Consider the following 23,447-nt stretch of genomic DNA (forward strand, 5'->3'; position numbering starts at 1 on the left):
ATGACCGTATCCAGCTATCTTGCCCCAGGGCGCCGCCCATTCATACTTGTCTACAACAGGATTCGCCGGCCACTGACGCGGTTCGGCCATATGGTGGCCTTCTTCTTCCGAGCCCTTGGCGGCATCCCGGTGGTGCTGCGGCAGTACCCCAGGGAGTTCCTGCGGCACCTGTCCGATATCGCTTGGGGTAATGGATCATTGGTTGTCGGCGGTGGAACTGCGGGAGTGGCCTTGGTCCTGGGTGTCACCGCGGGCGCCCTGGTGGCTATCGAGTCGTACAACTTCCTGGACCTTCTCGGACTCGGGCCCGCCACCGGCATCATCAGCTCGTTGGCCAGCACCCGAGAGCTGGCGCCGATCATGGCGTCCCTGGCATTCGCGATGCAGGCGGGCTGCCGGTTCACCGCGCAACTGGGTTCGATGCGCATCGCCGAGGAGATCGACGCCATGGATTCGGTTGCTATTAGGCCGATCCCGTTCTTGGTGACCACCCGGCTTATGGCGGCGATTGTCGCGGTGATCCCGCTGTATCTGGCCTGCCTGGCGATCAGCTACATGTCCTGCCAGGTCATGGTGGGCATCCTCAGTGGCGGCTCGGTGGGGTCGTACCTGCACTACTTCGGTATCGGTGTCAGCGGTATCGACATCGTGTACTCGATCATCAAGACGGTGGTCTTCGTGTGGATCGCCTCGACGGTCCAGTGCTATTACGGCTTCTACGCCAGCGGTGGTCCCGAGGGCGTGGGAATTGCTGCCGGACATGCCATGCGCGCGGCCATCACCGTAGTGGTGATGGTGAACATGCTGCTGACGATGGCGCTGTGGAGCGTCGACGCGGGCGCCAGGCTGGGTGGTTAGATGCCAAATTCCTTCGAGGTAGACGGGCGCGGCCCCTCCGATAACCAGCTTCTGTTGGCGTCCGTCGTCACCCTCGCCGCGATCGTCGCCTTCACCGGGGCCATGCTGTTGAAGTCCGCAGGCAGGCTGGATGATTACGTGCGTGTTGTCGCCGAACTGACGAATGTCGGCGACGGACTGCCACAGAAGTCGGATGTGAAGTACCGCGGTGTGCTCGTCGGCGAGGTCGAGGACGTGACACCGGCGACGGGCAACAAACCGAACTTCGTGCACATCAACCTCAAACCGCAGTACGCGAAGTCAATCTCCGCGACCGCGACAGCCCGTGTGGTGCCGAGCAATGTGTTCGCGGTGTCCTCGGTGCAGCTGGTGGACCGCGGGCCCGGTGCCCCCATTCGCGGTGGCGCACACATCGCCGAGGACCAGGAGCTGCCCACGGTGCTGTTCCAGACCACGGTGAGCAAGTTGCGGGATGTTCTCAATGCGACCGGTCGTGGACGCGAGGACAATTCGGTGGGCATCCTGGCGGCAGTGGGGGCGGCCACCGACAGTCGCAGGGTCAAACTGCTCAACGGTGGCGCTCAGCTGAACCGGCTCATTGCCGAGCTGAATGCGATCGTAGCGACCGACACGGGACCCTCGACGGTCTCGGCACTTCTCGAGGCGACCGAAGGTCTCAAACAGACCGCTCCCGAACTGCTGGATTCACTGCATCAGGCGGTGCGGCCGATGCAGACCCTCGCCGAGAAGCGCGAACAATTGACGAGCCTGGTTCACGCTGGGCTGAGCACCGTGGGCACCACTAAGCAGGCCTTTGAAAACCACACCGATCAGCTCATCGGCATCACCACCGGACTCACCCCACCGATCGGCGTTTTCGCCAAGAACGCCGACAAGTTTGTACCGATTTTCCGCAACATGAACAAGCTGTCCCGCAACTGGTTTGAGCACATGTGGATGGCAGATCGGGACGTCCCCAACATGCCCATCGACGTGACACTGGCCCCCAGCTACACCTACACCCGCGCCGACTGCCCGCGTTATGGCGAGGTGAAGGGGCCGAGCTGCTTCACCGCCCCCGAACAGGTGGTGCGCCCAGATCTCCCCGAGACACTGCTCCCGCAGAACTACAAGCCGCCCGCGGATCTGGCACCGCCGACTGGAACGGTGGTAGGCCCCAACGGAAATCTTGTCGCGGTGGCGCCGCCGGTCGTGGTTCCTCCGGGCGGCCCGAACCTGGCCGACCCCAACCCGCCGCTGCCGTGGTGGCAGCCCGCGCCGGCGCCCCGCGTGCCCGGCACCTCCGATCCCGATGACGCAGAACCGCCGCCGGCGGCGCCCGCCTCATTTGGCGGAAACGTGGGACCCGTTGGCAGCAAACGTGAACGGGACCTCCTCGGTGTCATCGCCGGTGGCCCGGCGACCCCCGCCACGCAACTTCTTCTCGGCCCGGTGGCCCGCGGCAGTGCCGTGTCGTTCGTTAAGGAGGTGTCGCGGTGAAGTTCCGTGGTCCGTTGATCGCACTGGTGGTCTTCATGACCGTGGCCATGGCACTGGGCTGGCTGGTATACGCCACGCTGCGTCGTGACGTATCGGGCAGCACCACAGCGTATTCTGCGGTGTTCACCGACGTCTATGGCTTGCGCGATGGTGACGATGTGCGAATGGCCGGGGTACGGGTGGGCCGCGTCGAAAAGATCGAGTTGGTTGACAACGAGCAGGCCCGGGTGGACTTTGTGGTCCAGAATGACCAGAAGCTGTACGGCAACACGGTCGCATCGGTGACCTACCAGAACATCGTCGGTCAGCGCTATCTTGGCCTGTCGCTGGGTAAATCCGGTGACACCAATATTCTGTCCGCGGGCGCGACAATTCCGGTGGAGCGCACCGACCCGTCCTTCGATGTGACGACATTGCTCAACGGCTACGAGCCGTTGTTCAGCACGCTATCTCCGGAGCAGGCCGATAACCTGACCAAGGGCGTCATTGCGTCCCTGCAGGGGGACAACGCCTCGATTGTCACCCTGGTGAATCAAACCTCCTTATTGACAAAGACATTCGCCGGCCGCGATCAGGCGCTGGGCAACGTGATTACCAGCTTGAATGCCGTGACGGGCAACCTCGCGCAGCAGAACGACGGGCTGGACACCATGCTCACCCAGACGCGGCAGATGGTGTCGGACTTGGATCGCCGGCGGCCCGAATTGGTGTCCTCGGTAGGGTCGCTGGCACAGACCACACGACGTCTGTCCAAGATCACCGACGAGGTCTACCCCTCGCTCGACGAGCTCATCACCCGCGAGCCTGGATTCGGCAAGCACGTGGTGAGCATTGAACCTCAGTACGCGTTCCTAGGGGACAACCTGCCGATCGTGCTGAAAGGGCTGTCGCGCTTCTACTCCGAGGGAGCGTTCATCAACGTCTACATGTGCGATCTGAACCTCACCGGCTTCTTCCCCGGCCTGAACGACGTGATACCGATCATCGTCAACGCGGCGACGCCCGGAAACGTGGCCCAGTACACGCCGCGATGCAGGAACATGGCCAATGGCTGATCAATCCAGATGGCAGAGGATCAAGAATCGGCCGGTCGAGACCTATAACAAGACCTGGCTGGGCTTCATCGCGATCGCGGTGATCGGTGCCCTGGTGGGCGGCATGTTACTGGTCAAGGCGATAGGCCTGGGCTATACGAGCTACACCGCCCAGTTCACACAGGCCGCGTCGCTACGCACGGGTCAGCCGATTGCCGTGGCGGGCATCCCCGTCGGGAACATCACGAGCATGAAGCTGGTCGGCGATCACGTCGAGGCCGGGCTCAGTGTTCGCGATGACATCAGGCTGGGTAAGGACACCAAGGCTTCGATCCGGGTGACGACCATTCTGGGTTCCCGGTACCTGGATCTGCGACCGAGGGGCGCAGGAACTCTGCCGGGCAAGACAATCGATCTCGCACATACCGAGGTTCCCTATGATCTACAGGCGGCGCTGGCCGGGGCCACCGACACCTTCGACCAGGTCGATTTCGACAATGTGGCGCGGTCGCTCAGCGTGCTTGGGAAGCAGCTACAGGGCCTGCCGGACATTGTTCCGCAGGCCATGGCGAACATCCAGACGCTGTCCTCGGTGATCGCCGAACGGCGTGACCAACTCGGCACCCTGCTCAAGAGCACCGAAAAGGTCACCACCACGCTGCGCCGCCAGCAGTCCGGCATCGGCGTGCTGGTCAACCAGGGTCAAGACCTTCTTGGAGAAATCGTCGCGCGCCGCAACACTTTCCACGCGATGTTGCAGGCATTCACCAACCTGGTCGAGCAGCTCAGCAAGGTTGTCATCAAGGACCGGCCGCAGCTCGACCAGATGCTCACAACGGCGCGCGAGCTCTCCGACATGCTGGGTAAACACGACGATCTGCTTCGCAGCCTCTACCCGATTGCACCGGTCTTGATACGCGGTATCGCCAACTCGACGGGCACCGGTAACGCCATCGATATCAACCTGACGAACGGTCTGCTGGTCGACTCGTGGATGTGCGCAATCAGTGGTCGTGCCAAGCAATTCGGAATGATCCCGTACTTCAAGGACTGCAAATGATCACCAAAGGCGACGGAAGAAATCGGCTGATAGCCGTGATCGGCACAGTAGTTGTACTGGCCGTGGCTGTTATCGGCGTGGGTGCGTATTACGTGAAGTCGACGCTCGACCACATCACACTGACCGCTCAGTTTGACAGTGCCTCCGGGCTATACGAGTCCAATGTGGTTGCAGTTCTCGGTATGCCGGTAGGAAAGATCACAAGGATCACTCCTCAGCCGGGGTACGTCGAAGTGCAGTTCACTGTGGACAAGAACGTGAAAGTGCCTGCCGACGTTCAGGCCGTCACCTTGTCGACGTCGATCCTGACCGACCGTCAAGTCGAGCTGTCTCCGCCCTACCGCGGCGGCCCGGTGCTGAACGACGGTGACACCATTGGGCTGAACCACACCAAGACGCCGGTGGAATTCGATCGGGTGCTGGGCATGCTGGATCGGCTTTCCTTGTCCCTCAAGGGAGACGGCAAAGGAGAGGGCCCCGTCGCGGACGTCATCAACTCTGCCACCGGAGTCGCCGATGGTAACGGTGAGAAAATCAAGTCCGGGCTCGGCGAGCTATCCAGGGCACTGCGGCTGAGCTCTGAGGGCGGCGTGACTACCCGCGAGCAGATGACCACCATTATCAAGAATGTGAGCTCGCTGTTCGACGCGGCGGCAGCCAATGACAGCAAGCTGCGTGAATTTGCTTCTACCGTCCGGCAACTGAGCCAGATTCTCGATGACGAGTCGCTGGGTACGGGGAGTTCCGGGCGCAGGTTCAATGACCTGGTCAGGCAAGCCGGCGACGTCGTCGAGGCCAATCGCGGTCACCTCAAACAAACGATTCTCAACTCCAACACCGCCCTGAAGGCCGTGGTGGACAACAAGCGTGAGATCTCCGAGTGGATCGATGTCCAACCGCTGGCGTGGGACAACATGTACAACGTCGTCGACCAGGACAACAAGCGGCTGCGCGTCCGGTTCATGACGGATCGGTTGCTGTTCGAAAGCCAGATGGACAAGGAAATCTGCAACATGATGGGCCTGCGCCAATTAGGTTGCGGAACAGGAACTCTGCAGGATTATGGGCCGGATTTCGGGCTGACCTACGTGCTGGACGGACTCGCGGCGATGGGGCAGAAGTAATGGCGACGCGTACCGGGCTCCTGACATCGGCAGCTTTGGTGACTGCCACCATCCTCAGCGGATGCTCCACCAATGGGCTGGGCGACCTGCCGTTGCCCGCTCCTGGCATAGGCAGCGGCGGCTATCACCTCACCGCCCTGTTCTTGAATGTTCTGAATCTGCCCGACAGTGCGAAGGTGAAGCTGGCCGGCGCCGATGTGGGGCAGGTGGACGAGATGCATGTGAGTAACTACACCGCGATCACCACGCTGCGTATTCTCGACGGCGTTCGGCTGCCTAAAGGCAGCACCGCCGAATTACGTTCGGCCACACCGCTGGGTGATGTTTTCGTCTCAATCCGGCCGCCTGCCGGGGCGCCCTCGGACGGTCCGATACTCGGGGACGGCGACACCATCGGCCTGGAGTCGACGACCGCCGCTGCGACGGTGGAGTCGGTGCTGAGCTCGGCCGCGCTGGCCTCCAATGGAGGCGCGGTGCGCAACCTCACCAATATTGTCAACGGTTTCGGTAAGGCGACTGGCGATCAGGGCCGGGCATTCGGCGACTTGATCAAGGACTCCAATCATGTACTGGGCACTCTGAATTCACGCTCGGCGCAGATCTCCGAGGCGCTCACACAGACGGCGCAATTGGCCGACCGGATCGATGCGAAGAATCAGACTGTCACCGATATCGTGACGGCGGCGGGGCCGGCGACCGAGACTCTCGCCGCCAACACCGCGCAATTGACCGATCTACTGCTCACCGTGGGGGATACGACACGTCAGCTGCAAAAGTTCCCGTCGATCGCAGGTACTGATACCAGCGGCCGCAGCATCATCGCCGATGCGAACACCGTCTCGAAGGCGTGGAACGACGTGGCACTGGATCCCGACACCAGTCTGGCCGCCTTCAACCGGATTCTGCCCACTGCCATCAAGGCAACCGCAGGAAACTCACTGTCGCTGCACGCGAGCCTCGACCAGCTGGTACTTGGTTCGATACCCGATGCGGGATCCCTCGCCGATATCGGCATACATGGGCCCAAGCGCTACAACTGGGCGCAGCTGGCAGGATCGCTCAAGTACACGCTGTGGCGACTGCAGGAGCGCGTCGTGGGTAAGGGCGCGTACGGCCAAGACGTTCCGGTGCGTCCCAGCCCCACCGAACCCGGCGTCATCGAGACCGTGCCGCCGACTGCAGCCGCGCCGGGGGCCGGGCGATGATCAACGCGGCGGCGAATGTTCTGGTCGGTGCTGTGCGTGCCGGTCATCGCCAGAAGGCAGTGCTGTCGGGGGTGGCGCTGGCGTTGACGTTGATTGTGGCGGTGGTCTATCTGTTCGCGGGTGCATTGCGGACCAACCCCTTTGCATCCACCTACCGGGTCACGGTGAAACTGCCGGAGTCGGGAGGCTTGCTGCCCCGTCAGGATGTGGCCTTGCGCGGGGTGAAGATCGGCACGGTGCAGTCGTTGGCGATCACCCAGCAGGGGGTCGAGGCTATCGCCGAGATCCAGTCGAAGTACGTCATCCCGGCCGCGGCGAAGGTTCGGGTGACCGGGCTCTCCGCCGCCGGTGAGCAGTACCTCAACTTCGAGGGGCTGCCGGGTCAACAAGGCCCATTTCTCAAGGACGGCAGTGTGATTGCCGAGGGCGTGCAGGTGCCGATGACGCTGGCCAAGCTCCTCGCCGATGCTGACGGGTTGTTGGCGCAGGTGGACCCCAAGAAGCTTGAGCTGATCAAAAAGGAGCTGAGCCTGAGCAAGGAGGGACCGCGCAAGCTCACCGACATCATCGACGGCGGCACCTTCCTCCTCAGCACATTGGACTCGGTGCTGCCGGAGACCACCAGTCTCCTCAAGACGAGCCGGGTGGTGCTGACTTTGGCGGCGGACAAGAATTCGGGCATCAAGGCCACTACCGACGCGCTGGGTCGCACCCTGCGGGGGGTCGACAAGATGCAGAATGGTTACCGCACCCTGGTGGATCAGACCCCGCGGACACTGGGTGCTGTCGACGGCTTGTTCGCCGACAATTCCGACACCATGGTCACTCTGCTCGCCAGCCTGGCGTCGGCTTCGCAGATGCTCTACGTACGTACACCGGCCATCAATGCGTTCTTCCCCGATTACCGCGGATCGACGTTCGGCGCGATCGCCGACACCATGCGCGACAACGGCGTGTGGGCAACCGCCGATCTGTATCCGCGATATGCCTGCGACTACGGCACTCCGCGAGTTCCGCCGTCCACCGCCGATTTTCCTGAGCCTCCGCTGTACACCCATTGCGTCAGCGATGATCCGGCGGTGTTGATCCGCGGTGCCAAGAATGCGCCGCGCCCCGCAGGCGACGACACGGCCGGCCCGCCACCGGGCGCCGATCTCGGGAAGCGAACCGATCCCACTCCCAAGGGGAGGTTCACCGTCCCGACTCCGCAAGGCGGGCCGACATTGCCGATAGAACCCCCGCGCTGATCCGAGATATGCGGTTGGAGTGACAGATGGTCGACGAGAACAACGCAGCCGCACCACGGAAGCGCTTGCCCCGGGGACAGGGGTGGCAGCTGCGGCAGCAGATCATCGACACCGCGATGGATCTCGTTCTCAGGTCGGGCGAAGCCCGCGCCCCGTCGGCCCGTGAATTGACGCGTGCACTGGGCATTACCGCACCGTCCTTTTATCGGCACTTTTCAAGTACCGACGAGTTGGCGGACGCACTGTGCTCAAGATACTTCGAACAGCTCGGTGAGGCGCTGCAGCGGGCGACGTCCAACATCTCCACGGCGCTCGGGCGGCTGCACGCACTCGGCCTGGCCTACGTGCGGTTCGCGGCGCAGAACCCACTGATGTACCGGCTTGCGACTGCGGGCCCACCGCGGATCGGTAATAAATCGGACGAAATACTCAGCAGCTCAGCATTTTTGCACCTGCGGGGCGTCGTGCAAGAACTCGTCGACGAAGAGCGGTTCCCGCCTGGCAATACCCTGGAACCGGCCCTACAGTTCTGGGCGACCACGCACGGGGTGGCCTCACTGCTGGTGACGAGGCCACATCTACCGTGGGGCGAGCAGGAATCCTTCGCATCCCGAACCCTGTACGCCGCGTATCTGGGACATGTCGCGTCCGAAGCGCCAGACGCTGGCGCGGACGGGCGGTGGTGAGTAGGCCTACCTAGTGCCGTGAGAAACCCCTATGTGCGGCGGTAGGTCTACGTGTTCACCTCGGATCCCGTGGACGCCACGCTAAGAGGCATGACAGATCCACAGTTGCAGCAGATGACCGCGACGCTGGACGACCTCGACGGGCGTGAGCGTGCGCTGCGTGCCGAGGTCGATGCGCTGCGTGGCCGGATGGTCGAGTGGACCCAGGCTGAATACCTTAAGGCGCAGCAGTATTGGGACGAATACCGACGTACCCAGGGTGCCGCGCCGCTGGCCGTGCCTACGGCGGCCCCCATACCGCCCACCCGGATACCGGTGATGACTCAGGCACCGAATGCCCCCGCGGCAACACCTCCCGGACGCGAGCCGTTCTGGATGCGCGAAGGATTCGCCAGCAAGGCGATGGCCTTCGCGGGTGCGGTGGTGACACTGGCCGGCGTGATCATGCTCCTGGTGCTGGCTGCCAAGAGTGGGTACTTCGGTCCGATCCCGCGCCTGGCGTCCGGTGCCGTCCTTGCCGCAGGTCTGGTTGGCCTGGGGGTTCGGGTACAGTCCAGGCCTGGTGGCAGGATCGGTGGTATCGCCACTGCAGCAACAGGATTCGCGGCCGCCTTCTTCGATGTACTGGCTCCCACGGTGATCTACGACAAGATTCCCGTGGTGGTGGGATTGTTCCTCGGGCTGGCCATCGCCGGCGCCGGCCTGGTGCTGGCGCGGCAGTGGAATTCGCAGCCTTTCGCGGCAGGTGTGGTCGGCGCGATCACGGTGCTGGCGCCGTTTCTCACCGATGGGTTCACTGTCGAACTGGCAGCCTTCGCGCTGGTGTTGTTGATCGCGAGCCTGCCCGCTCAGATTGGCCGGAACTGGCCTGCGCTGCACGCTTTCCGGACCGTGGGCGTCAGCCTGACGGTACTGGCCGCACTTCGTACCACGGCGGGCGAGGGACAGCCGCACGCCTTGCTCGTCATGGCGGTGCTGACGCTGCTGGTCACCCTGATGGGGTCGCTATGGCTGCTGACCGGCGATCATGCCGGCCGGGGCGACCTCACTTCGTCGGCGATGATTGCCATTGCGTGCATGCCCGGTCTCTACAGCGCCCTGTTCTTCCCCGTGTGGCCGCTGGGCGTGCTGGTACCCGTCGGGATCGCCGCGGTGATGGGGGCGGTGCTGCTGCTGGTGGATGCTCTTCCGGCGCACGCGCGGATCACCATGGCCGCGACGGCGGGGCTGGCGCTACTGCAGGCTTCGGTGGAGGGCACCCGGGAGGCTCTGCTCGCGGTGGTGCTGCTGACGCTGGCCCTGTCCTTCGCCACCATCGGATACCAAGTGCAAGGGCGTATTTCGCTGGTGCTCGGGCAGGTGTTCGGTGCGCTGGGCGGTATGGCGTACATCGCGTATGTGCCCCCGAAGCTACTGGCCAGCTCGGCCAGCGCCGTACACGCGGCCGGTCCGTTGCTGATCGTGGCGAGCGTGCTGAGTGCGGCCACGGTCGGTATGGTGATGGCGGCCACGCATCGGGTTGGCTGGGCGAGCCCGCAGTCCGCTCCCGTGCGTGGTGTGCTGGCCGGAGTGTCGATGCTGTACTCGGGGACCGCGGCGATTGTGCTCTCCGGTACCGCGCTGCTCGGTGACAACGACGGGTTTCTGCTGGGTCACGGCCTGGCGACAGTGTCCTGGATGGCGGTATCCGTGACGCTGCTGCTCGCCGGTCTGCGGCGTTACCGGGACCAGAGCTGGGTCACCAGAACAGGATTCGTGCTCGCAGCGATGGCCGTGGCCAAGCTTTTCCTCTTCGACCTGGCCACCCTCGACGGCATTGCCCGGATCGGAGCATTCATCGTCACCGGCCTGCTGTTACTGGGGGGCGGCACGCTGTACGCCCGCGAGTACGCAACGCGCGCCGAGTCACCCGCAACCGGGGCGCCCGTCAAGTAGCCGCCCTCGTTACTCATCGAATCTGAATCTCACGACGCAAATCACCGTAAAACCGTCGCCAGATTCAGACTCGGCGAGGGACGGGGAGGTGGGGCACCGCTAAATGCGGCGTCCCTCGCGGCGCAACAGATCCTGGGCACTGACGCTGCCGCCGCGGCTACGCCGAGTAGCCTCGTCCGCTTCCTGCTGTTGCTGCGGCGTGCGCTTTTGATCACGGTTCTGCCCAGGTGCCGGCAGAGCTTCCGTCGCATCCGTGGCTGGTGGAGCGGGCTGAGGCGACTGAGGGGGACGTGGAGCCCGGGGTGGACCCTGCCGCGTGACATCCGGTGTGGCGATCGGCAGCGCCGTCGTCGCGTCTTCACCGGGTGTGCCATTGGCGCGGTCCGGCTGTGCCGGTTGCGGCTTGGACTCGGGCTTGGAGACGGGAATCGCGGTGGTCGCATCTCCCGATTCGGCAGCCGGGCCGGAGCCGGGCTGCTTAGGGCCGCGCAGCTCGCCGAGCCACGACTCGATCTCTCTGTCGGCATTGCGGCGGTCCGGTCGGTGCGTGCCGGCGACGCTCGTGCGGGTGGTCGGAGCATCCGGGCCGGCGGGGTTTCCGCCGGGCACGCGTGTCGTGGGTGCTTCGGTCGGCGCAACGTTCTTACCGGGCACCGACATCCGCGTCGTCGCGGGCGCGTCGCTGCCGGCATTGCCCGCCAGGCTGACAGGTGTGGTCGGGGGCGCAGGGGGAGTCGGGGTGGGCCGTGCCGGAGCCGATGGATCGTGTTGGCGCGGTGTGGGTGTGGAGGGCAGCCGGGTGCGCTCGGAGGCGATCTGCAGCTTCGTGGTGCGCGCGTTGGACCCGACCGGAGAGGTTGCCGCCGCGATGGCCTGTTCGCGGCCGGTCGGACGCTTGCGCTCGTCGGGAAGGGTGACTTCACCGAGCCCGAGCTTGACCTGGACGCGCTTCATCCAGGCCGGTGCCCACCAGCAGTCGTCGCCGAGCAGCTTCATGACCGCCGGGATGAGCAGCATGCGGACCACGGTGGCGTCGAGGATCAGCGCGGCGATGAGACCGAAGGCCAGATACTTCATCATCACCAGATCAGAGAAGGCGAAGCCACCGGCCACCACGATCAGAATCAACGCGGCCGCGGTGATGATGCGCCCGGTGTTGGCGGTACCCACGCGCACGGCCTCTGTGGTGGAGAGCCCCTGGTGCCGCGCCTCGATCATGCGGGACATCAGGAACACTTCGTAGTCGCTGGACAGGCCGTAGATGACGACGATGATCAGCACGATGACCGGCGCTGTGAGCGGTGTCGGGGTGAAGTTCAGCCACGTGGAGAAGTGACCGTCAACGAATATCCAGGTCAGGATGCCCATGGTGGAACCCAGACCGAGGGCGCTCATGACGGCCGCCTTGATGGGCAACACCAGCGAGCCGAATGCCAGGAACATCAGGATCGTGGTGACGCTGATCAAAATCACGATCACGATGGGCAGTTTTTCGAAAACGGTATCGATCGAGTCTTGCTCGAGTGCGGGCGTGCCACCGACATACATGGTGACGCCCTTGGGGACGGGCATCGCCCGAAGCTCTTTGACCTTCGCCCCGGCGGTGTCGCGGTTGATCAGCGCGTTCTGGATGACCTTGACGCTGGCATCGCCGTCGGTTTTGACGGACTGACGGCGCTGCCACATCTGGGTCTTGTCCGCGCCGGGCTCGACGAATCCCGGAACCTTCATCGCATCGGCCCGAATCTGGTTGAGCTGCGAGTCAGTGGCGCCCTTGGTGACGATGGTGATGGTCTCGGTGCGGAAGCCCGGGAAAAGCTTGTCGAAGTCCTCTTGTGCCATGCGAACGGAATTAGTTGGAGGCAAATACTTTTCGCTGAAACCGCCGAGTTTGAGATTGCCTAACGGGACGATCAGCAGCAGCATCACGATGACGATCGGCACCGCGAATGTCAGCGGCCGCTTCATCACGAAGACCACGGTGCGGCCCCAGAATCCGTTCTCGAGTTCCTCGCGCGACTTGGTCCGGCTGAACCGCTTGATACTCAAGGCGTCGACATGCCGCCCCAGAACACCCAGGCACGCGGGCAGCACGGTGACAGCCAGAATCGCGGCGAGCAGCACCGAGGCGATACCGGCGTACGTCAGCGACCTCAGGAACTGCTGAGGCACGATCAGCATCGGCATCAGAGCGGCCGCAATCAGGGTCGCCGAGAACATGACGGTGCGACCCGAGGTGATGACGGTGCGACGGACCGCGGTTTCGGTGTCGTACCCCTCGGCGATTTCCTCGCGGAAGCGGCTGACGATAAATAGTGAGTAGTCGATGGCGATACCCAGGCCGATGAGCGTGACCACCGGCTGGGCGAAGAAGTGCACCGGGGCGAACAGCGTGATCATTCGCATGATCCCGAGCGCGCCGGCGATGGTCAGGCCGCCCACCATCAAGGGCAGACCGGCGGCGATCACACCACCGAAGACGAAGAACAGCACGACGGCCATGATGGGCAGCGACAGGACCTCCATGCGCTGCTGGTCCGTGCCGATGGTTCCGGTCAGCTCGCTGGCGACCGGCTGCAGGCCGGCCAGCTGGATGTCGACGCCGTCGAGCAGGAACTTGTTCTTCGCGGGGTCGTCGTCCTTGTCCGGATTCGACAGGGCCTTGTAGTTGTTGAGGATGGTGTCGTCATCGTCGCCCTTGAGGCTGACCGAGACGAACGTGTGCTTACGGTCGTCGGTGACCATCCGCTTGACCGTGGGGTCTGTGGTGGTGGGGGCGCGTAACCAGCCGGCCCAGCCGTAGACCTCGTCGGGGTTGTCCTTTTGAAGCTGGTCGAAGTGGTCGATGACCTTCTTCTGGAAGGCGGGATCGTCGACGGTCTTGCCCTCGGGGGCTGCGATGACGGCGACGACGTGGGTGGTTCGGTCACGTCCCAGCGCGTCGTCGGCCATCACGGAGGCCTTCACGGACTCGCTGTTGTCGGCGAAGAAGCCGCTCTGCGTCACATGGTCGCCGAGCGTTATCCCGAACAGCCCGGAACCCAGGCAGACCGTGACGAACGCGGCAACGACGATGAACCGATACCGGTACACCATTCGGCCCCACCAGGCGAACACAGAATCTCCTAACTAGCGTCTCTCACGCGCTGGGTCCTCATGTCTGTCTATGTCCTCGACGTAAGCAATGCCGACAAGGGTCGGAATGGCTGCAACCAGGCGCCTTCGTCGGGGAGCGAATCTAGACCCACCCGCGGCAAGGCTCGGGGGAAAACTCCGGGTATGTCCTCGAGATCGACGAACTCCAGAGTATCCGAGGTTAGCGCCCAACTCGCATGTTCGCGAAATCCCAGCACACTGACGGGCACCCCGCCACCGGCGATTTTCTCCATCGGTTCGCGGAAAGCCTGACCATCCGCCGAGGCCACGAGCACCCCGGCCAGGCCTTCATCGGATCGCAGCTCGATATGAGCAAGCATGTCGACGTCGACGTCGCTGTCTTCGTCGATCTTGGGTTTGGCAAATACCGCAAACCCAACGTTACGCAGCGCCTCGACCCATGGGCGCACCACTTCGGCATTCCCCGGCGCGATATTGGTAAACACGGTGGCCTCGGGCTCGACGAGGCAATGGGGATGATCCGCCGAGTACGCAGCAGTGCGCTCGAGCAGCCAACGGCCCAGGGCGTCGAACCGCGGCCGGTTCTCCGCGGAGGGGCGGCCGCCAATGATGGCTCCCAGGCCCATATCGAGGTTTGGTGCGTCCCACACCAGCAGGACCCGCAACACCCGGCGTCGGTGATCCGATTCGTCCATGGCCGAGGTGCTGCAGTCGGCGCCTTCCATGGCGAGGCTCACAATCGCTCCCAGACGAAGTCGTTGATCGCGCTGCCGACAGTGTGCGCTTTCCCCTCGAACTTAGTGGTGGGCCGGCTCACGGAGACCGGAATGCGGGGATCATCGAGCTCGAGGCGCCGCAGGGTGGATTCGTTGTCTCCGACCTCGGCGATATGTTCGGCGTAATTCGCATGGTCGGTGGCCACATGCAGGGTGCCGCCCGGGCGAAGCCGGTCCGAGAGCAGTGCCACGGTCCTCGGTTGCAGCAGCCGGCGTTTGTGGTGGCGGGTCTTGGGCCAGGGGTCCGGGAAGAACACCCGTGCCGCGGTCAGCGTTCCTGACGGCAGCAGGTACTCCAGCACATCGAGTGCATCCCCGCGGATCAGCCGGATGTTCTCGATACCTTCACGATCGATCGCCGACAGCAGCTGTGCGAGGCCCTTGCGGTAGACCTCCACCGCCAGCACGTCGAACTGGGGTTCTTCCAGGGCCATGGCGGCAGTGGATGTTCCTGTACCGCAACCAATTTCGAGAATCAAGGGGGCGGTGCGCCCGAACCATGCGGCAGGATTCAGCGGTGGGCAGGTGCCGTCAGCCTCTCGGGCGACGCGGCCGTAGGCCGACCACGACTTGTCCCAGGCCTTCTGCTGGCCGTCGGACAGCGACGACCCGCGCGAACGGAAGCTGGACACGCGGCGTGGGTGGTGGTTCGGCCTGTCCGCATGCGCCCTGGTATCGGCACGGACGGTCCCCGGGAGCTCGTCGGTGGCTGATTCAGCTACCACACAGCCCCGCTCCTGGCCGTCACAACCCATATTCCCATGGTCACCTATAGGCGGCAGATCCCATAATCCCAGCGCATATTGATACTCAACAGTTGCCTACCAGGGTGGAACCCTCCACCAGATCAGGTGACAATGTGAGCATTTCCGTACGAGCGATGAGATTGGGTCTGGAAAAGGGATGACGCGGGGGTTTGAGGTCTTCCGGGGAACGCTTGACCGGTTCGCGACGCGCCCTGAGGTTCGTCAGGTGCACGGCGGCCAGCGCATCCACGATCTGGCGGTGCGGGCGGGAGACCCACTTCGGGTTGCTGTCCGGGGCCGTGCCGGTGTGGGCGTCACCAGCGTGATCGGTGCGTTGGGGCGCACCTTGCCGGCCGGCGACGGACCGGGACATGTGCTTATCGAGATGCCCATCCCTGGTGAGGATCCTGCAGACTCCGCGGATGCCGACGCCATGGATGTCCAGGTGGTGGTGTTCGCAGAGGCTCTCAAACCCGAGGACCGTGCCGTTTTGCAGGCGTCCAACGCGCCCAAGGTGCTGATTCTCAACAAGGCAGATCTGACCGATCCCGGCGCCGCCCGTGGTCCCTGGACGGCAGCCGTCGAGCGCTGCGCCCAGTACCGCATCGAGACGCGGGTTCCGGCATTGCCGTTATCGGCGCACGTCCCGCTGGCCGATATCGACGAGGGCATGGTCGAGGCCCTCAAGTTGATGGTCGGGGAGCCTGCGGACACCAGTTCCATCGATGCGTTCGTCACCTGTACGCACGAAGTGCCGGTTCGTATGCGGCAGCGGTTACTGCATGAGCTGGACCTATACCCGATGGGGTGCGCGATCGGGGCGCTCCGGCAGGTTCCCACCTTGGCGGCCCCGGGACTGGCCTCGCTGTTACGCGACCTGTCGGGTGTCGATGCGGTGGTGGACGCCATTCGCGCCGCGATCGCTCAGGGTTGGTACCGCAGGATGCGGACTGTGCTCGGCGAGCTCCGCAGGATCGGCATGACAGGGGTCCTGCCGATGCAGATCGACGCCTTCTTAGCCAGTGACGACGTAGTGGTAGCCGCGATGCAGTGCGCGGTGGACGCCGCCACGGCGGCGGGTATGCCCGTGGAACTCAGCGATCATCCCGAAGACCACCGCTACCGCGCCGAGCGCTGGCAGCGGTTCGCCGCGGGCCCGGTGAATGCCACCTACGCTGCGATAGGCACGGACATCGTGCGCGGATCGCTGCGCTTATGGCGGCTGGCCGGAGGCCGGGCGTGACGACCTCGACGGACAAACGGGTCGACGAGCTGGTGCTGGCGGTGGACCCCGCGCTCGGCCCGCTCGGGGTGGACTTACAAGACGCCGTGATGGTGACCGGCAGTTGGCTGGCGGGCGCGAGCACCCTGGCCACCGAGCTGGCGTCACGCGCATCGGGCATGCGGATCGTCGAGCCGGAGGATCTGCAGCACGGGCAGGCGCCGGCGGCGGTGGTTTTCGTATGCAGTGGGACCGCGCCATTGACCCCGTCGGACTGCGGTCTGATCCAGCTGGCTGCCGCCAACACCGATGCCCTCGTTGCGGTGGTCTCCAAGATCGATGTGCACCAGTCCTGGCGTGACGTGATGAACCGGAATCGGGAGATCCTGGCCCAGCACGATTCCCGGTTCAGCGGTGTCACCTGGCTGGGGGTCTCGACTCGGGGCGCCGCACCGGGGCTCGATGAACTGGTGCGGGCCGTGCGCAGGGTTCGCGGGGAACCTGCCCTCGATGAGCGAAATAGGCTGCGTGCCTGGGTGACTCGTCTGCAGGGAATGCTGAATATGTCGCCAGAGGCGGGGGAGGGTGCACGCGCCGACGAGCTGCGCAATCAGCGGCAGGCTGCGGTACGGCGCACGCGTTCGGGCAAGTCCGAGCGGACCCTGGCGTTGCGCAACCGCATCGCGCAGGCCCGCATGACGCTGCTGTACTTCGCACGCAAGCGGGTCGGCTCGGTGGCCGGTGAGCTCCGCGAGGACATCGCCGAACTGAAGCGCCGCGACGTGGCGGGCTTCGGTGAGCAGGTGCGGCGCCGAGTGGCCGAGGTGGTGGCCGAAGTCGAACAGGGTACCGAAGAGCACCTTGCCGAGGTGTCCGTCGAGGTGACTCAGCGCTGGGTGGCGCCGCGGCCCGGTGCGAATCGTCCGGTGCCGCCCGAGGTGGCCGATCCGTCGGTGCGTTCACGTCGTCTGGAGACCCGGATGATGGCGCTGTTCGGAGTGTTCTTCGGTCTGGGTGCGGCATTGACGGTGTCGCGGCTGGTGGCATACGCGCGCCCGGGCATGGCGCCGGTGGGTTTAGCGGTGGGCCTGGTGGCCGGGGCCTGCATCGCGGTGTGGCTGGTGGCAGTGCGGGGGCTCTTGCACGACCGGACGGTGTTGGACCGGTGGTTGGGAGACACCATGGGAGAGTTGCGCGCTTACTTGGAACAGTGGGTTGCTGCGCGGGTGCTCGAGGTGGAGACCAGGCTCAATGCCGATCTGGTCGAGATCGACGAACGCGAGAACGACAAGCTGGCCGCCCGGGTCGGGCAAATTGACTCCGAGCTGCGTGAAGCCGCCATGAACACAGCACGGGCAACGGCGCTGCGCAACCGCGACCTGCCATTGGTACACAAGGCGCTAACGAAAGTCACCGAACGGCTGGACGCGATCAGCGGAAAGGCCGAGAATAGCGAGAACAGCGAGAGCAAGTCGATGAGCGTCTCGCGCGACGAGGGTTAGGCACAGCATGATCGATGGTTTTGACCAGGGGTTTCCTGGGGGGCTTGCAGAAGGAGTGCCCGAGCCCGGACATGCCCTGAGTCCCGACCTGCACGTCGATCACCACATGTACCTGCCCACCGACGGCGGGCTGGTGGACCTGGGCAAGGACCTCATCGACACCGACCACGACGGTATTGGCGACACCGTTGCGCTGCATCCGTCGGACGGCTCGACCGGGCTTTCCGTAGTCTCCGATATCGACGAGGACGGGGTCGCCGACAAGGTGACTACGTTCGGCGCGGACGGCACCTATGAGACCTGGGCCCGCGGTGCGGGCGCGCATTGGGAGCTCATCGAGCACGGCCGTGTCGGCGGCAAGTAGGCGGACGATGTGGTCGTACCCGATCCTGGAGCTGGGTTGGTACCGCGGGGAGTACCGGCCGAGGCTTTCTTGTTATTGATGGATACGCACCAACCCCGTTTCACGCTGAACACGGCCAGCGCTAACCTCATATATCTAGGTTCCGACCAGCGCCGGTGCGGCAACTGCGTACCTCACCCGGCATCAACTAGGAGATGCTCTCGATGACAGCAGCGACCATTCCCGGTCTTGACAATGCTCCGACGAAACACGCGGGCTTGCTTGCGTGGGTTCGCGAGGTCGCTGAACTGACACAACCTGATCGGGTGGTGTTCGCTGACGGTTCGGATGAGGAGTTCGAACGGGTTTCTCAGCAACTGGTGGACGCGGGTACCTTCCAGCGGCTCAACCCCGAGAAGCACCCCAACTCGTTCCTGGCACTCTCGGACCCATCGGACGTCGCCCGGGTGGAATCCCGGACGTTCATCTGCTCGGAGCGGGAAGAGGACGCCGGTCCCACCAACAACTGGGTAGACCCCGCCGAGATGCGCGGAACCATGACCGAGCTTTTCCGTGGCAGCATGCGCGGACGCACCATGTGGGTGGTGCCATTCTGCATGGGCCCCCTTGGTGCCGACGACCCGAAGCTGGGCGTGGAGCTCACGGACTCGGAGTACGTCGTCGCCTCGATGCGCGTGATGACCCGCATGGGTGCCGCGGCCCTGGAGAAGTTGGGCGATGACGGATTCTTTGTCAAGGCGCTGCACTCGATCGGTGCGCCCCTGGAGCCCGGCCAGGAAGATGTGCCGTGGCCGTGCAATGACACCAAATACATCACGCACTTCCCGGAATCCCGTGAAATCTGGTCTTACGGTTCGGGTTACGGCGGTAACGCGCTGCTGGGTAAGAAGTGCTATTCGCTGCGTATCGCCTCGGCGATGGCCCACGACGAGGGCTGGCTCGCCGAGCACATGCTGATCCTGAAGCTCATCTCGCCGGAGAACAAGGCCTACTACGTGGCCGCGGCGTTCCCGTCGGCGTGCGGTAAGACGAACCTCGCGATGATCCAGCCGACCATCCCCGGTTGGCGCGCAGAGACGTTGGGCGATGACATTGCCTGGATGCGTTTCGGCAAGGACGGTCGCCTGTACGCCGTCAACCCGGAATTCGGCTTTTTCGGTGTGGCGCCGGGCACCAACTGGAGCTCAAATCCCAACGCCATGAAGACCATCGAGGCCGGCAACACCGTTTTCACCAACGTCGCGCGTACCGACGACAACGACGTGTGGTGGGAAGGTCTGGAGGGTGAGCCTGAGCACCTGATTGATTGGAAGGGTCAGGACTGGATTCTGCGGGAGACCGAGACCAAAGCGGCGCACCCGAATTCGCGCTACTGCACCCCGATGTCGCAGTGCCCAATCCTCGCCCCTGAATGGGATGACCCGCAGGGTGTCCCGATCTCGGCAATCCTGTTCGGTGGCCGTCGCAAGACGACGGTGCCGCTGGTGACCGAGGCCCGTGACTGGCAGCACGGCGTGTTCATTGGCGGCACACTGGGTTCGGAGCAGACCGCAGCCGCCGAGGGCAAGGTGGGCACAGTGCGTCGCGACCCGATGGCGATGCTGCCGTTCATGGGTTACCACGTGGGTGACTACCTGAATCACTGGATCAACGTCGGCAAGCAGGCCGACGAGTCCAAGCTCCCGAAGGTGTTCTTCGTCAACTGGTTCCGTCGCGGTGATGATGGCCGATTCCTGTGGCCAGGATTCGGCGAGAACAGCCGCGTGCTCAAGTGGATCATCGAGCGGGTGGAGGGTCAGGGCAGCGGTCGTACAACCGCGATCGGCACCGTCCCGGGCGTCGAAGATCTGGACCTGGACGGGCTGGACGTCGACGAGGCCGATGTGGCCGAGGCACTTGCCGTAAACAACGAGGAGTGGCAGGCCGAGCTTCCGCTGATCGAGGAGTGGTTCGAGTTCATCGGCGAGAAGCTGCCCACGGGCATCAAGGATGAGTTCGACGCCCTTAAACAGAGACTGAGGTAGCAGGCGGCCTTCCGAACGTATCTGGTCGACACTCCAGGTGAATCCTGCATAGGGTTGTGGAATGCGCTTCGCATTCAAGACATCTCCGCAGAACACCACCTGGGACGACATGTTGGCCATCTGGAAGGTGGCCGACGAGATCGAGGTCTTCGAGTCCGGCTGGACCTTTGACCACTTCTATCCGATCTTCTCGGACTCCACCGGGCCATGTCTGGAAGGCTGGGTAACCCTCACCGCGCTTGCGCAGGCCACCCGACGGCTGCGTGTCGGGGTGCTGGTGACGGGTATCCACTATCGGCATCCGGCCGTGCTGGCCAACATGGCCTCGGCGCTGGACATCGTGTCCGGTGGTCGCCTGGAGCTCGGTATCGGTGCCGGCTGGAACGAAGAAGAATCCGGCGCCTACGGCATCGAGCTGGGCAGCATCAAGGAGCGTTTCGACCGGTTCGAAGAGGCCTGCGAGGTGCTTACCGGTCTGCTGAGCCAGGAGACGACGAGCTTCGACGGCAAGTTTTACCAGCTCAAGGACGCTCGCAACGAGCCCAAGGGCCCGCAGAAACCGCACCCGCCCATCTGCATAGGCGGTAGCGGCGAGAAGAGGACGTTGCGGATCACCGCCAAGTACGCGCAGCACTGGAACTTCGTGGGCGGACCGCCCGAGGAGTTCGCGCGCAAACGCGATGTGCTGGCCGGGCACTGCGCCGACATCGGACGAGATCCGGGCGAGATCACGCTCTCGGCCCACATCCGGCTGGGTGCGGATCGCGATTACGCGAAGGTTGTCGACGAGGCCGCCGCACTGGGAGCCGAGGGTCTGGACCTGGCGATCATCTACCTACCCCCGCCCTATGACCCAGCCGTGCTGGAGCCGCTGGCGGAGGCGCTTCGCGGCTAAGACGTGCACGAAGCGCACGTCTAGCCGGTGTGGCGTGCCTCAACGAGAGTGCGAGCGGAGTGGGCGACGAACACCCCGTCCTGTCGTATCTGAGCATCGAGGGCGCGTAGCGCAGCGTCGTGCTTGACGATGTCGAACCCCGGCACCGTCCACACAACTTTTCGCAGGAACACGACAACGGCGGCGATGTCGTAGAACTCGACTCGGGTGCGCGCGGTTCGCAGGCACACGATGTCCAGACCCGCCGTCTGGGCTCGCTCCGCCTCGATATCGGCTCGTCGTGCGCGTCGGTGCTCCGGGAGAATTTCAACGAAACGCATGGCCAGCTCGAACATGCTTTCGGCGCCGACGTGCTGGGCAAGGTAGACGCCGCCAGGGCGCAGCACCCGTGCAATTTCGTCCCACCACACAGTCGCGGGGTGTCTGCTGGTCACGAGGTCGAAGGCGCTATCGGCGAAGGGCCAGGGCGGCTGCTCGGCCGCCGCGACAACGGCGACTCCCCGCGGATGCAACAGCTGCGTCGCCTTAACAAGGTTGGGCGGCCACGCTTCTGTAGCGACTGCCGTGGGCGGGTACCGCGATGCACCCGCTAGCACCTCCCCGCCACCCGTCTGGACGTCCAGCGATGCGGATGCCGTGGCAAGACGCTCGGCCATCAGTTTGTGGTATCCCCACCCTGGGCGCTCTTCGCAGGCACGTCCTTCGAACCAGGAAAAGTCCCAGCCGCTCACGTCAACCGTGCCGGCCTCGGCGATCAGATCCGCATACTCACGCACTGGAATTGTCCTCACTCACCGTAGCCATGTCTGGATGCGTTGATGTGCCGCAGTTTTCAGCGAGTCTGGGGCGGCCGATGCCACGACGGACGTTGATGCGATCTCGGCAATCTGAACATCACTGAGCTGCATATAGTTTCGACAATGCTGATACTCGCGCAGCAGATCGGTGGCGAACAGCAGAGGATCGTCCGCGTTGACTGTGCACGCGACCCCGGCCCCGAGAAGCGTCGGCAAGGGATGGTCGCTTAGCGAAGGCGCCACCGACAACATGACATTGCTCGTCGGACAAATATCGAGCACGACATTCGATTGCGCCAGCCGCTCGACCAGCGCGGAATCCTCGATGCTGCGAACCCCGTGCATGATGCGGTCTGCACCGAGTATCTCCATTGCGGCCGCCACACTGTGCGGCCCGAGCAATTCACCCGCGTGGGGCACGGCCCTCAGTCCTGCGGCACGTGCGAGCGCGAAGGCCTCGCCGAAGAGCTCAGGCGGATACAGGCTCTCGTCGCCGTCCAGCCCGAGACCCACGATCTCGCTCGCAGGGTGAGTTGTCGCCAGCTCGGCGATGCGCAGGGCTGCCTCGGGGCCGTGGTCGCGGTTGGCCGCGACGATCAAGCCGACGCCGATGTGGTGATAGCTGCTCGCTCGACGCGCTGCGGCCGATACCACGTCTACGGCATCGGAATCGGTGCCGAGCCTGCCGGCGAACAGCCCCGGCCAGAACGAAATCTCGATCCATACCGCGCCGGACTGTGCCGCATCCTCAGCGATCTCGCCGACGACACGGTCGACGTCGTCGGCGGTCTGCATGCAGCGTGCCGCTGCGGTGATAGTGCTGAGGAAGGCGCTGAATGACCCGAACTCCGACGGCATTGTCGCTCGAAATCCTGATCTGTCCGACAACTCGGCCAGGGTGCTCGGACGGAGCGCACCGTCGAGGTGGATATGGAGGTGGGCTTTCGGGAGCTGAGCGAGGTCGCGTTCCATCATTCTTTCCGCAGGCCGGAGTTCCGGCCGCACAGGAGCCGTTGGCCTGGGTATGTAGCTCCTGATGGCGAGAATGCATCTACGCAGCCATCATGCTGAATCTAGCCGCGCAGACGCATTCTCGGCCAACGATTTAACCGGTCTTGGCCTCCAGTGCCGCCAGTGCCGCGGCGATCGCGATGTACTTGTTGGTGCCCAGCTCGCGGACGGTCGAGATGTTCAGGGCTTCCTTCAGTGCCGCGTCATGCTTTTCGGTGAGACCGGCGAGAGCCGACGGCGGTGCATCGAGGATGTCCTTGAGGTCCTGGTTCTCGTAAGCCTTGTCGAGTGCCTTTTCGAGATTCACGGATACAGCCATCGTTCGTACCTTTCTTGCTGTCTTT

General features: G+C 64.1%; 19 protein-coding genes and 1 pseudogene. 14 read left to right on the forward strand and 6 right to left on the reverse strand.

Annotated features, from left to right (window positions below; all coding sequences use genetic code 11):
* The 9 genes from AC5Y5C_RS02200 to AC5Y5C_RS02240 are packed head-to-tail and all read left to right on the forward strand — an operon-like array spanning position 1 to position 10,649.
* On the forward strand, positions 1–858 hold the full coding sequence (locus AC5Y5C_RS02200) for an MlaE family ABC transporter permease (RefSeq protein ID WP_499968612.1): 858 nt from the start codon (positions 1–3) through the stop codon (positions 856–858).
* Complete coding sequence (locus AC5Y5C_RS02205) at positions 859–2,358, forward strand: MlaD family protein (protein ID WP_499968614.1); 1,500 nt, start codon at positions 859–861, stop codon at positions 2,356–2,358. It begins immediately after the preceding gene.
* Entirely contained in the window at positions 2,355–3,413 is a 1,059-nt protein-coding gene (locus AC5Y5C_RS02210; protein WP_499968616.1) for an MlaD family protein, read from the forward strand. The genes AC5Y5C_RS02205 and AC5Y5C_RS02210 overlap by 4 nt, the downstream gene beginning before the upstream one ends.
* A complete protein-coding gene (locus AC5Y5C_RS02215; protein ID WP_499968617.1) occupies positions 3,406–4,452 on the forward strand; it encodes an MlaD family protein in 1,047 nt (348 codons plus the stop codon). Before AC5Y5C_RS02210 ends, AC5Y5C_RS02215 begins: the two co-directional genes overlap by 8 nt.
* The gene (locus AC5Y5C_RS02220; protein ID WP_499968619.1) at positions 4,449–5,576 is read left to right on the forward strand and encodes an MCE family protein; all 1,128 of its coding nucleotides are present in this window, start codon (positions 4,449–4,451) and stop codon (positions 5,574–5,576) included. The genes AC5Y5C_RS02215 and AC5Y5C_RS02220 overlap by 4 nt, the downstream gene beginning before the upstream one ends.
* A complete protein-coding gene (locus AC5Y5C_RS02225; RefSeq protein ID WP_499968621.1) occupies positions 5,576–6,781 on the forward strand; it encodes an MlaD family protein in 1,206 nt (401 codons plus the stop codon). Before AC5Y5C_RS02220 ends, AC5Y5C_RS02225 begins: the two co-directional genes overlap by 1 nt.
* Entirely contained in the window at positions 6,778–8,028 is a 1,251-nt protein-coding gene (locus tag AC5Y5C_RS02230; RefSeq protein WP_499968623.1) for an MlaD family protein, read from the forward strand. The genes AC5Y5C_RS02225 and AC5Y5C_RS02230 overlap by 4 nt, the downstream gene beginning before the upstream one ends.
* 26 nt (positions 8,029–8,054) lie before the next feature.
* Positions 8,055–8,714, forward strand: a complete 660-nt coding sequence (locus AC5Y5C_RS02235; protein WP_499968624.1) for a TetR/AcrR family transcriptional regulator — start codon at positions 8,055–8,057, stop codon at positions 8,712–8,714.
* A gap of 51 nt (positions 8,715–8,765) precedes the next feature.
* The gene (locus tag AC5Y5C_RS02240) at positions 8,766–10,649 is read left to right on the forward strand and encodes a DUF2339 domain-containing protein (protein ID WP_499968626.1); all 1,884 of its coding nucleotides are present in this window, start codon (positions 8,766–8,768) and stop codon (positions 10,647–10,649) included.
* Positions 10,650–10,748: 99 nt separating this feature from the next.
* Here AC5Y5C_RS02240 and mmpL3 read toward each other — a convergent pair whose 3' ends face one another.
* From mmpL3 to trmB, 3 genes and pseudogenes are all read right to left on the reverse strand, one after another.
* Positions 10,749–13,766, reverse strand: coding sequence for a trehalose monomycolate exporter MmpL3 (mmpL3, locus tag AC5Y5C_RS02245; protein WP_499968628.1), 3,018 nt, complete (start codon positions 13,764–13,766; stop codon positions 10,749–10,751).
* Positions 13,767–13,813: 47 nt separating this feature from the next.
* Positions 13,814–14,477, reverse strand: a pseudogene (locus tag AC5Y5C_RS02250) (NYN domain-containing protein).
* A gap of 22 nt (positions 14,478–14,499) precedes the next feature.
* The gene (gene trmB / locus AC5Y5C_RS02255; protein ID WP_499969304.1) at positions 14,500–15,315 is read right to left on the reverse strand and encodes a tRNA (guanosine(46)-N7)-methyltransferase TrmB; all 816 of its coding nucleotides are present in this window, start codon (positions 15,313–15,315) and stop codon (positions 14,500–14,502) included.
* Between the two features lie 130 nt (positions 15,316–15,445).
* On the opposite strand from trmB, the gene AC5Y5C_RS02260 reads away from it, so the two are divergent.
* From AC5Y5C_RS02260 to AC5Y5C_RS02280, 5 genes are all read left to right on the forward strand, one after another.
* A complete protein-coding gene (locus AC5Y5C_RS02260; protein ID WP_499968630.1) occupies positions 15,446–16,531 on the forward strand; it encodes a hypothetical protein in 1,086 nt (361 codons plus the stop codon).
* On the forward strand, positions 16,528–18,012 hold the full coding sequence (locus AC5Y5C_RS02265; RefSeq protein ID WP_499968632.1) for a hypothetical protein: 1,485 nt from the start codon (positions 16,528–16,530) through the stop codon (positions 18,010–18,012). The genes AC5Y5C_RS02260 and AC5Y5C_RS02265 overlap by 4 nt, the downstream gene beginning before the upstream one ends.
* A 7-nt stretch (positions 18,013–18,019) precedes the next feature.
* On the forward strand, positions 18,020–18,376 hold the full coding sequence (locus AC5Y5C_RS02270) for a DUF6802 family protein (protein ID WP_499968634.1): 357 nt from the start codon (positions 18,020–18,022) through the stop codon (positions 18,374–18,376).
* 203 nt (positions 18,377–18,579) lie between these two features.
* Positions 18,580–20,400 carry a phosphoenolpyruvate carboxykinase (GTP) gene (locus AC5Y5C_RS02275; RefSeq protein WP_499968636.1) on the forward strand — a complete coding sequence of 607 codons (1,821 nt, stop codon included), beginning with the start codon at positions 18,580–18,582 and terminating at the stop codon, positions 20,398–20,400.
* Between the two features lie 61 nt (positions 20,401–20,461).
* The gene (locus AC5Y5C_RS02280) at positions 20,462–21,295 is read left to right on the forward strand and encodes an LLM class F420-dependent oxidoreductase (RefSeq protein ID WP_499968638.1); all 834 of its coding nucleotides are present in this window, start codon (positions 20,462–20,464) and stop codon (positions 21,293–21,295) included.
* A 20-nt stretch (positions 21,296–21,315) separates the two neighbouring features.
* Here the strand turns inward: AC5Y5C_RS02280 and AC5Y5C_RS02285 are convergent, their stop codons facing one another.
* The 3 genes from AC5Y5C_RS02285 to AC5Y5C_RS02295 all read right to left on the reverse strand — a co-directional run bounded on the left by AC5Y5C_RS02285 (position 21,316) and on the right by AC5Y5C_RS02295 (position 23,422).
* Positions 21,316–22,071, reverse strand: a complete 756-nt coding sequence (locus AC5Y5C_RS02285) for a class I SAM-dependent methyltransferase (protein ID WP_499968640.1) — start codon at positions 22,069–22,071, stop codon at positions 21,316–21,318.
* A gap of 15 nt (positions 22,072–22,086) precedes the next feature.
* A complete protein-coding gene (gene add, locus AC5Y5C_RS02290) occupies positions 22,087–23,064 on the reverse strand; it encodes an adenosine deaminase (protein ID WP_499968642.1) in 978 nt (325 codons plus the stop codon).
* 133 nt (positions 23,065–23,197) lie between these two features.
* Positions 23,198–23,422, reverse strand: coding sequence for a hypothetical protein (locus tag AC5Y5C_RS02295; protein WP_499968644.1), 225 nt, complete (start codon positions 23,420–23,422; stop codon positions 23,198–23,200).
* Positions 23,423–23,447 lie beyond the last annotated feature (25 nt).

The organism is Mycobacterium sp. NGS15 (assembly GCF_059813245.1).

Coding starts and splice junctions, on each gene's coding strand:
- AC5Y5C_RS02200 (WP_499968612.1), top strand. CDS start 1: ATGACCGTATCCAGCTATCTTGCCCCAGGGCGCCGCCCATTCATACTT.
- AC5Y5C_RS02205 (WP_499968614.1), top strand. CDS start 859: ATGCCAAATTCCTTCGAGGTAGACGGGCGCGGCCCCTCCGATAACCAG.
- AC5Y5C_RS02215 (WP_499968617.1), top strand. CDS start 3,406: ATGGCTGATCAATCCAGATGGCAGAGGATCAAGAATCGGCCGGTCGAG.
- AC5Y5C_RS02220 (WP_499968619.1), top strand. CDS start 4,449: ATGATCACCAAAGGCGACGGAAGAAATCGGCTGATAGCCGTGATCGGC.
- AC5Y5C_RS02225 (WP_499968621.1), top strand. CDS start 5,576: ATGGCGACGCGTACCGGGCTCCTGACATCGGCAGCTTTGGTGACTGCC.
- AC5Y5C_RS02230 (WP_499968623.1), top strand. CDS start 6,778: ATGATCAACGCGGCGGCGAATGTTCTGGTCGGTGCTGTGCGTGCCGGT.
- AC5Y5C_RS02235 (WP_499968624.1), top strand. CDS start 8,055: ATGGTCGACGAGAACAACGCAGCCGCACCACGGAAGCGCTTGCCCCGG.
- AC5Y5C_RS02260 (WP_499968630.1), top strand. CDS start 15,446: ATGACGCGGGGGTTTGAGGTCTTCCGGGGAACGCTTGACCGGTTCGCG.
- AC5Y5C_RS02270 (WP_499968634.1), top strand. CDS start 18,020: ATGATCGATGGTTTTGACCAGGGGTTTCCTGGGGGGCTTGCAGAAGGA.
- AC5Y5C_RS02275 (WP_499968636.1), top strand. CDS start 18,580: ATGACAGCAGCGACCATTCCCGGTCTTGACAATGCTCCGACGAAACAC.
- AC5Y5C_RS02280 (WP_499968638.1), top strand. CDS start 20,462: ATGCGCTTCGCATTCAAGACATCTCCGCAGAACACCACCTGGGACGAC.
- add (WP_499968642.1), bottom strand. CDS start 23,064: ATGGAACGCGACCTCGCTCAGCTCCCGAAAGCCCACCTCCATATCCAC.
- AC5Y5C_RS02295 (WP_499968644.1), bottom strand. CDS start 23,422: ATGGCTGTATCCGTGAATCTCGAAAAGGCACTCGACAAGGCTTACGAG.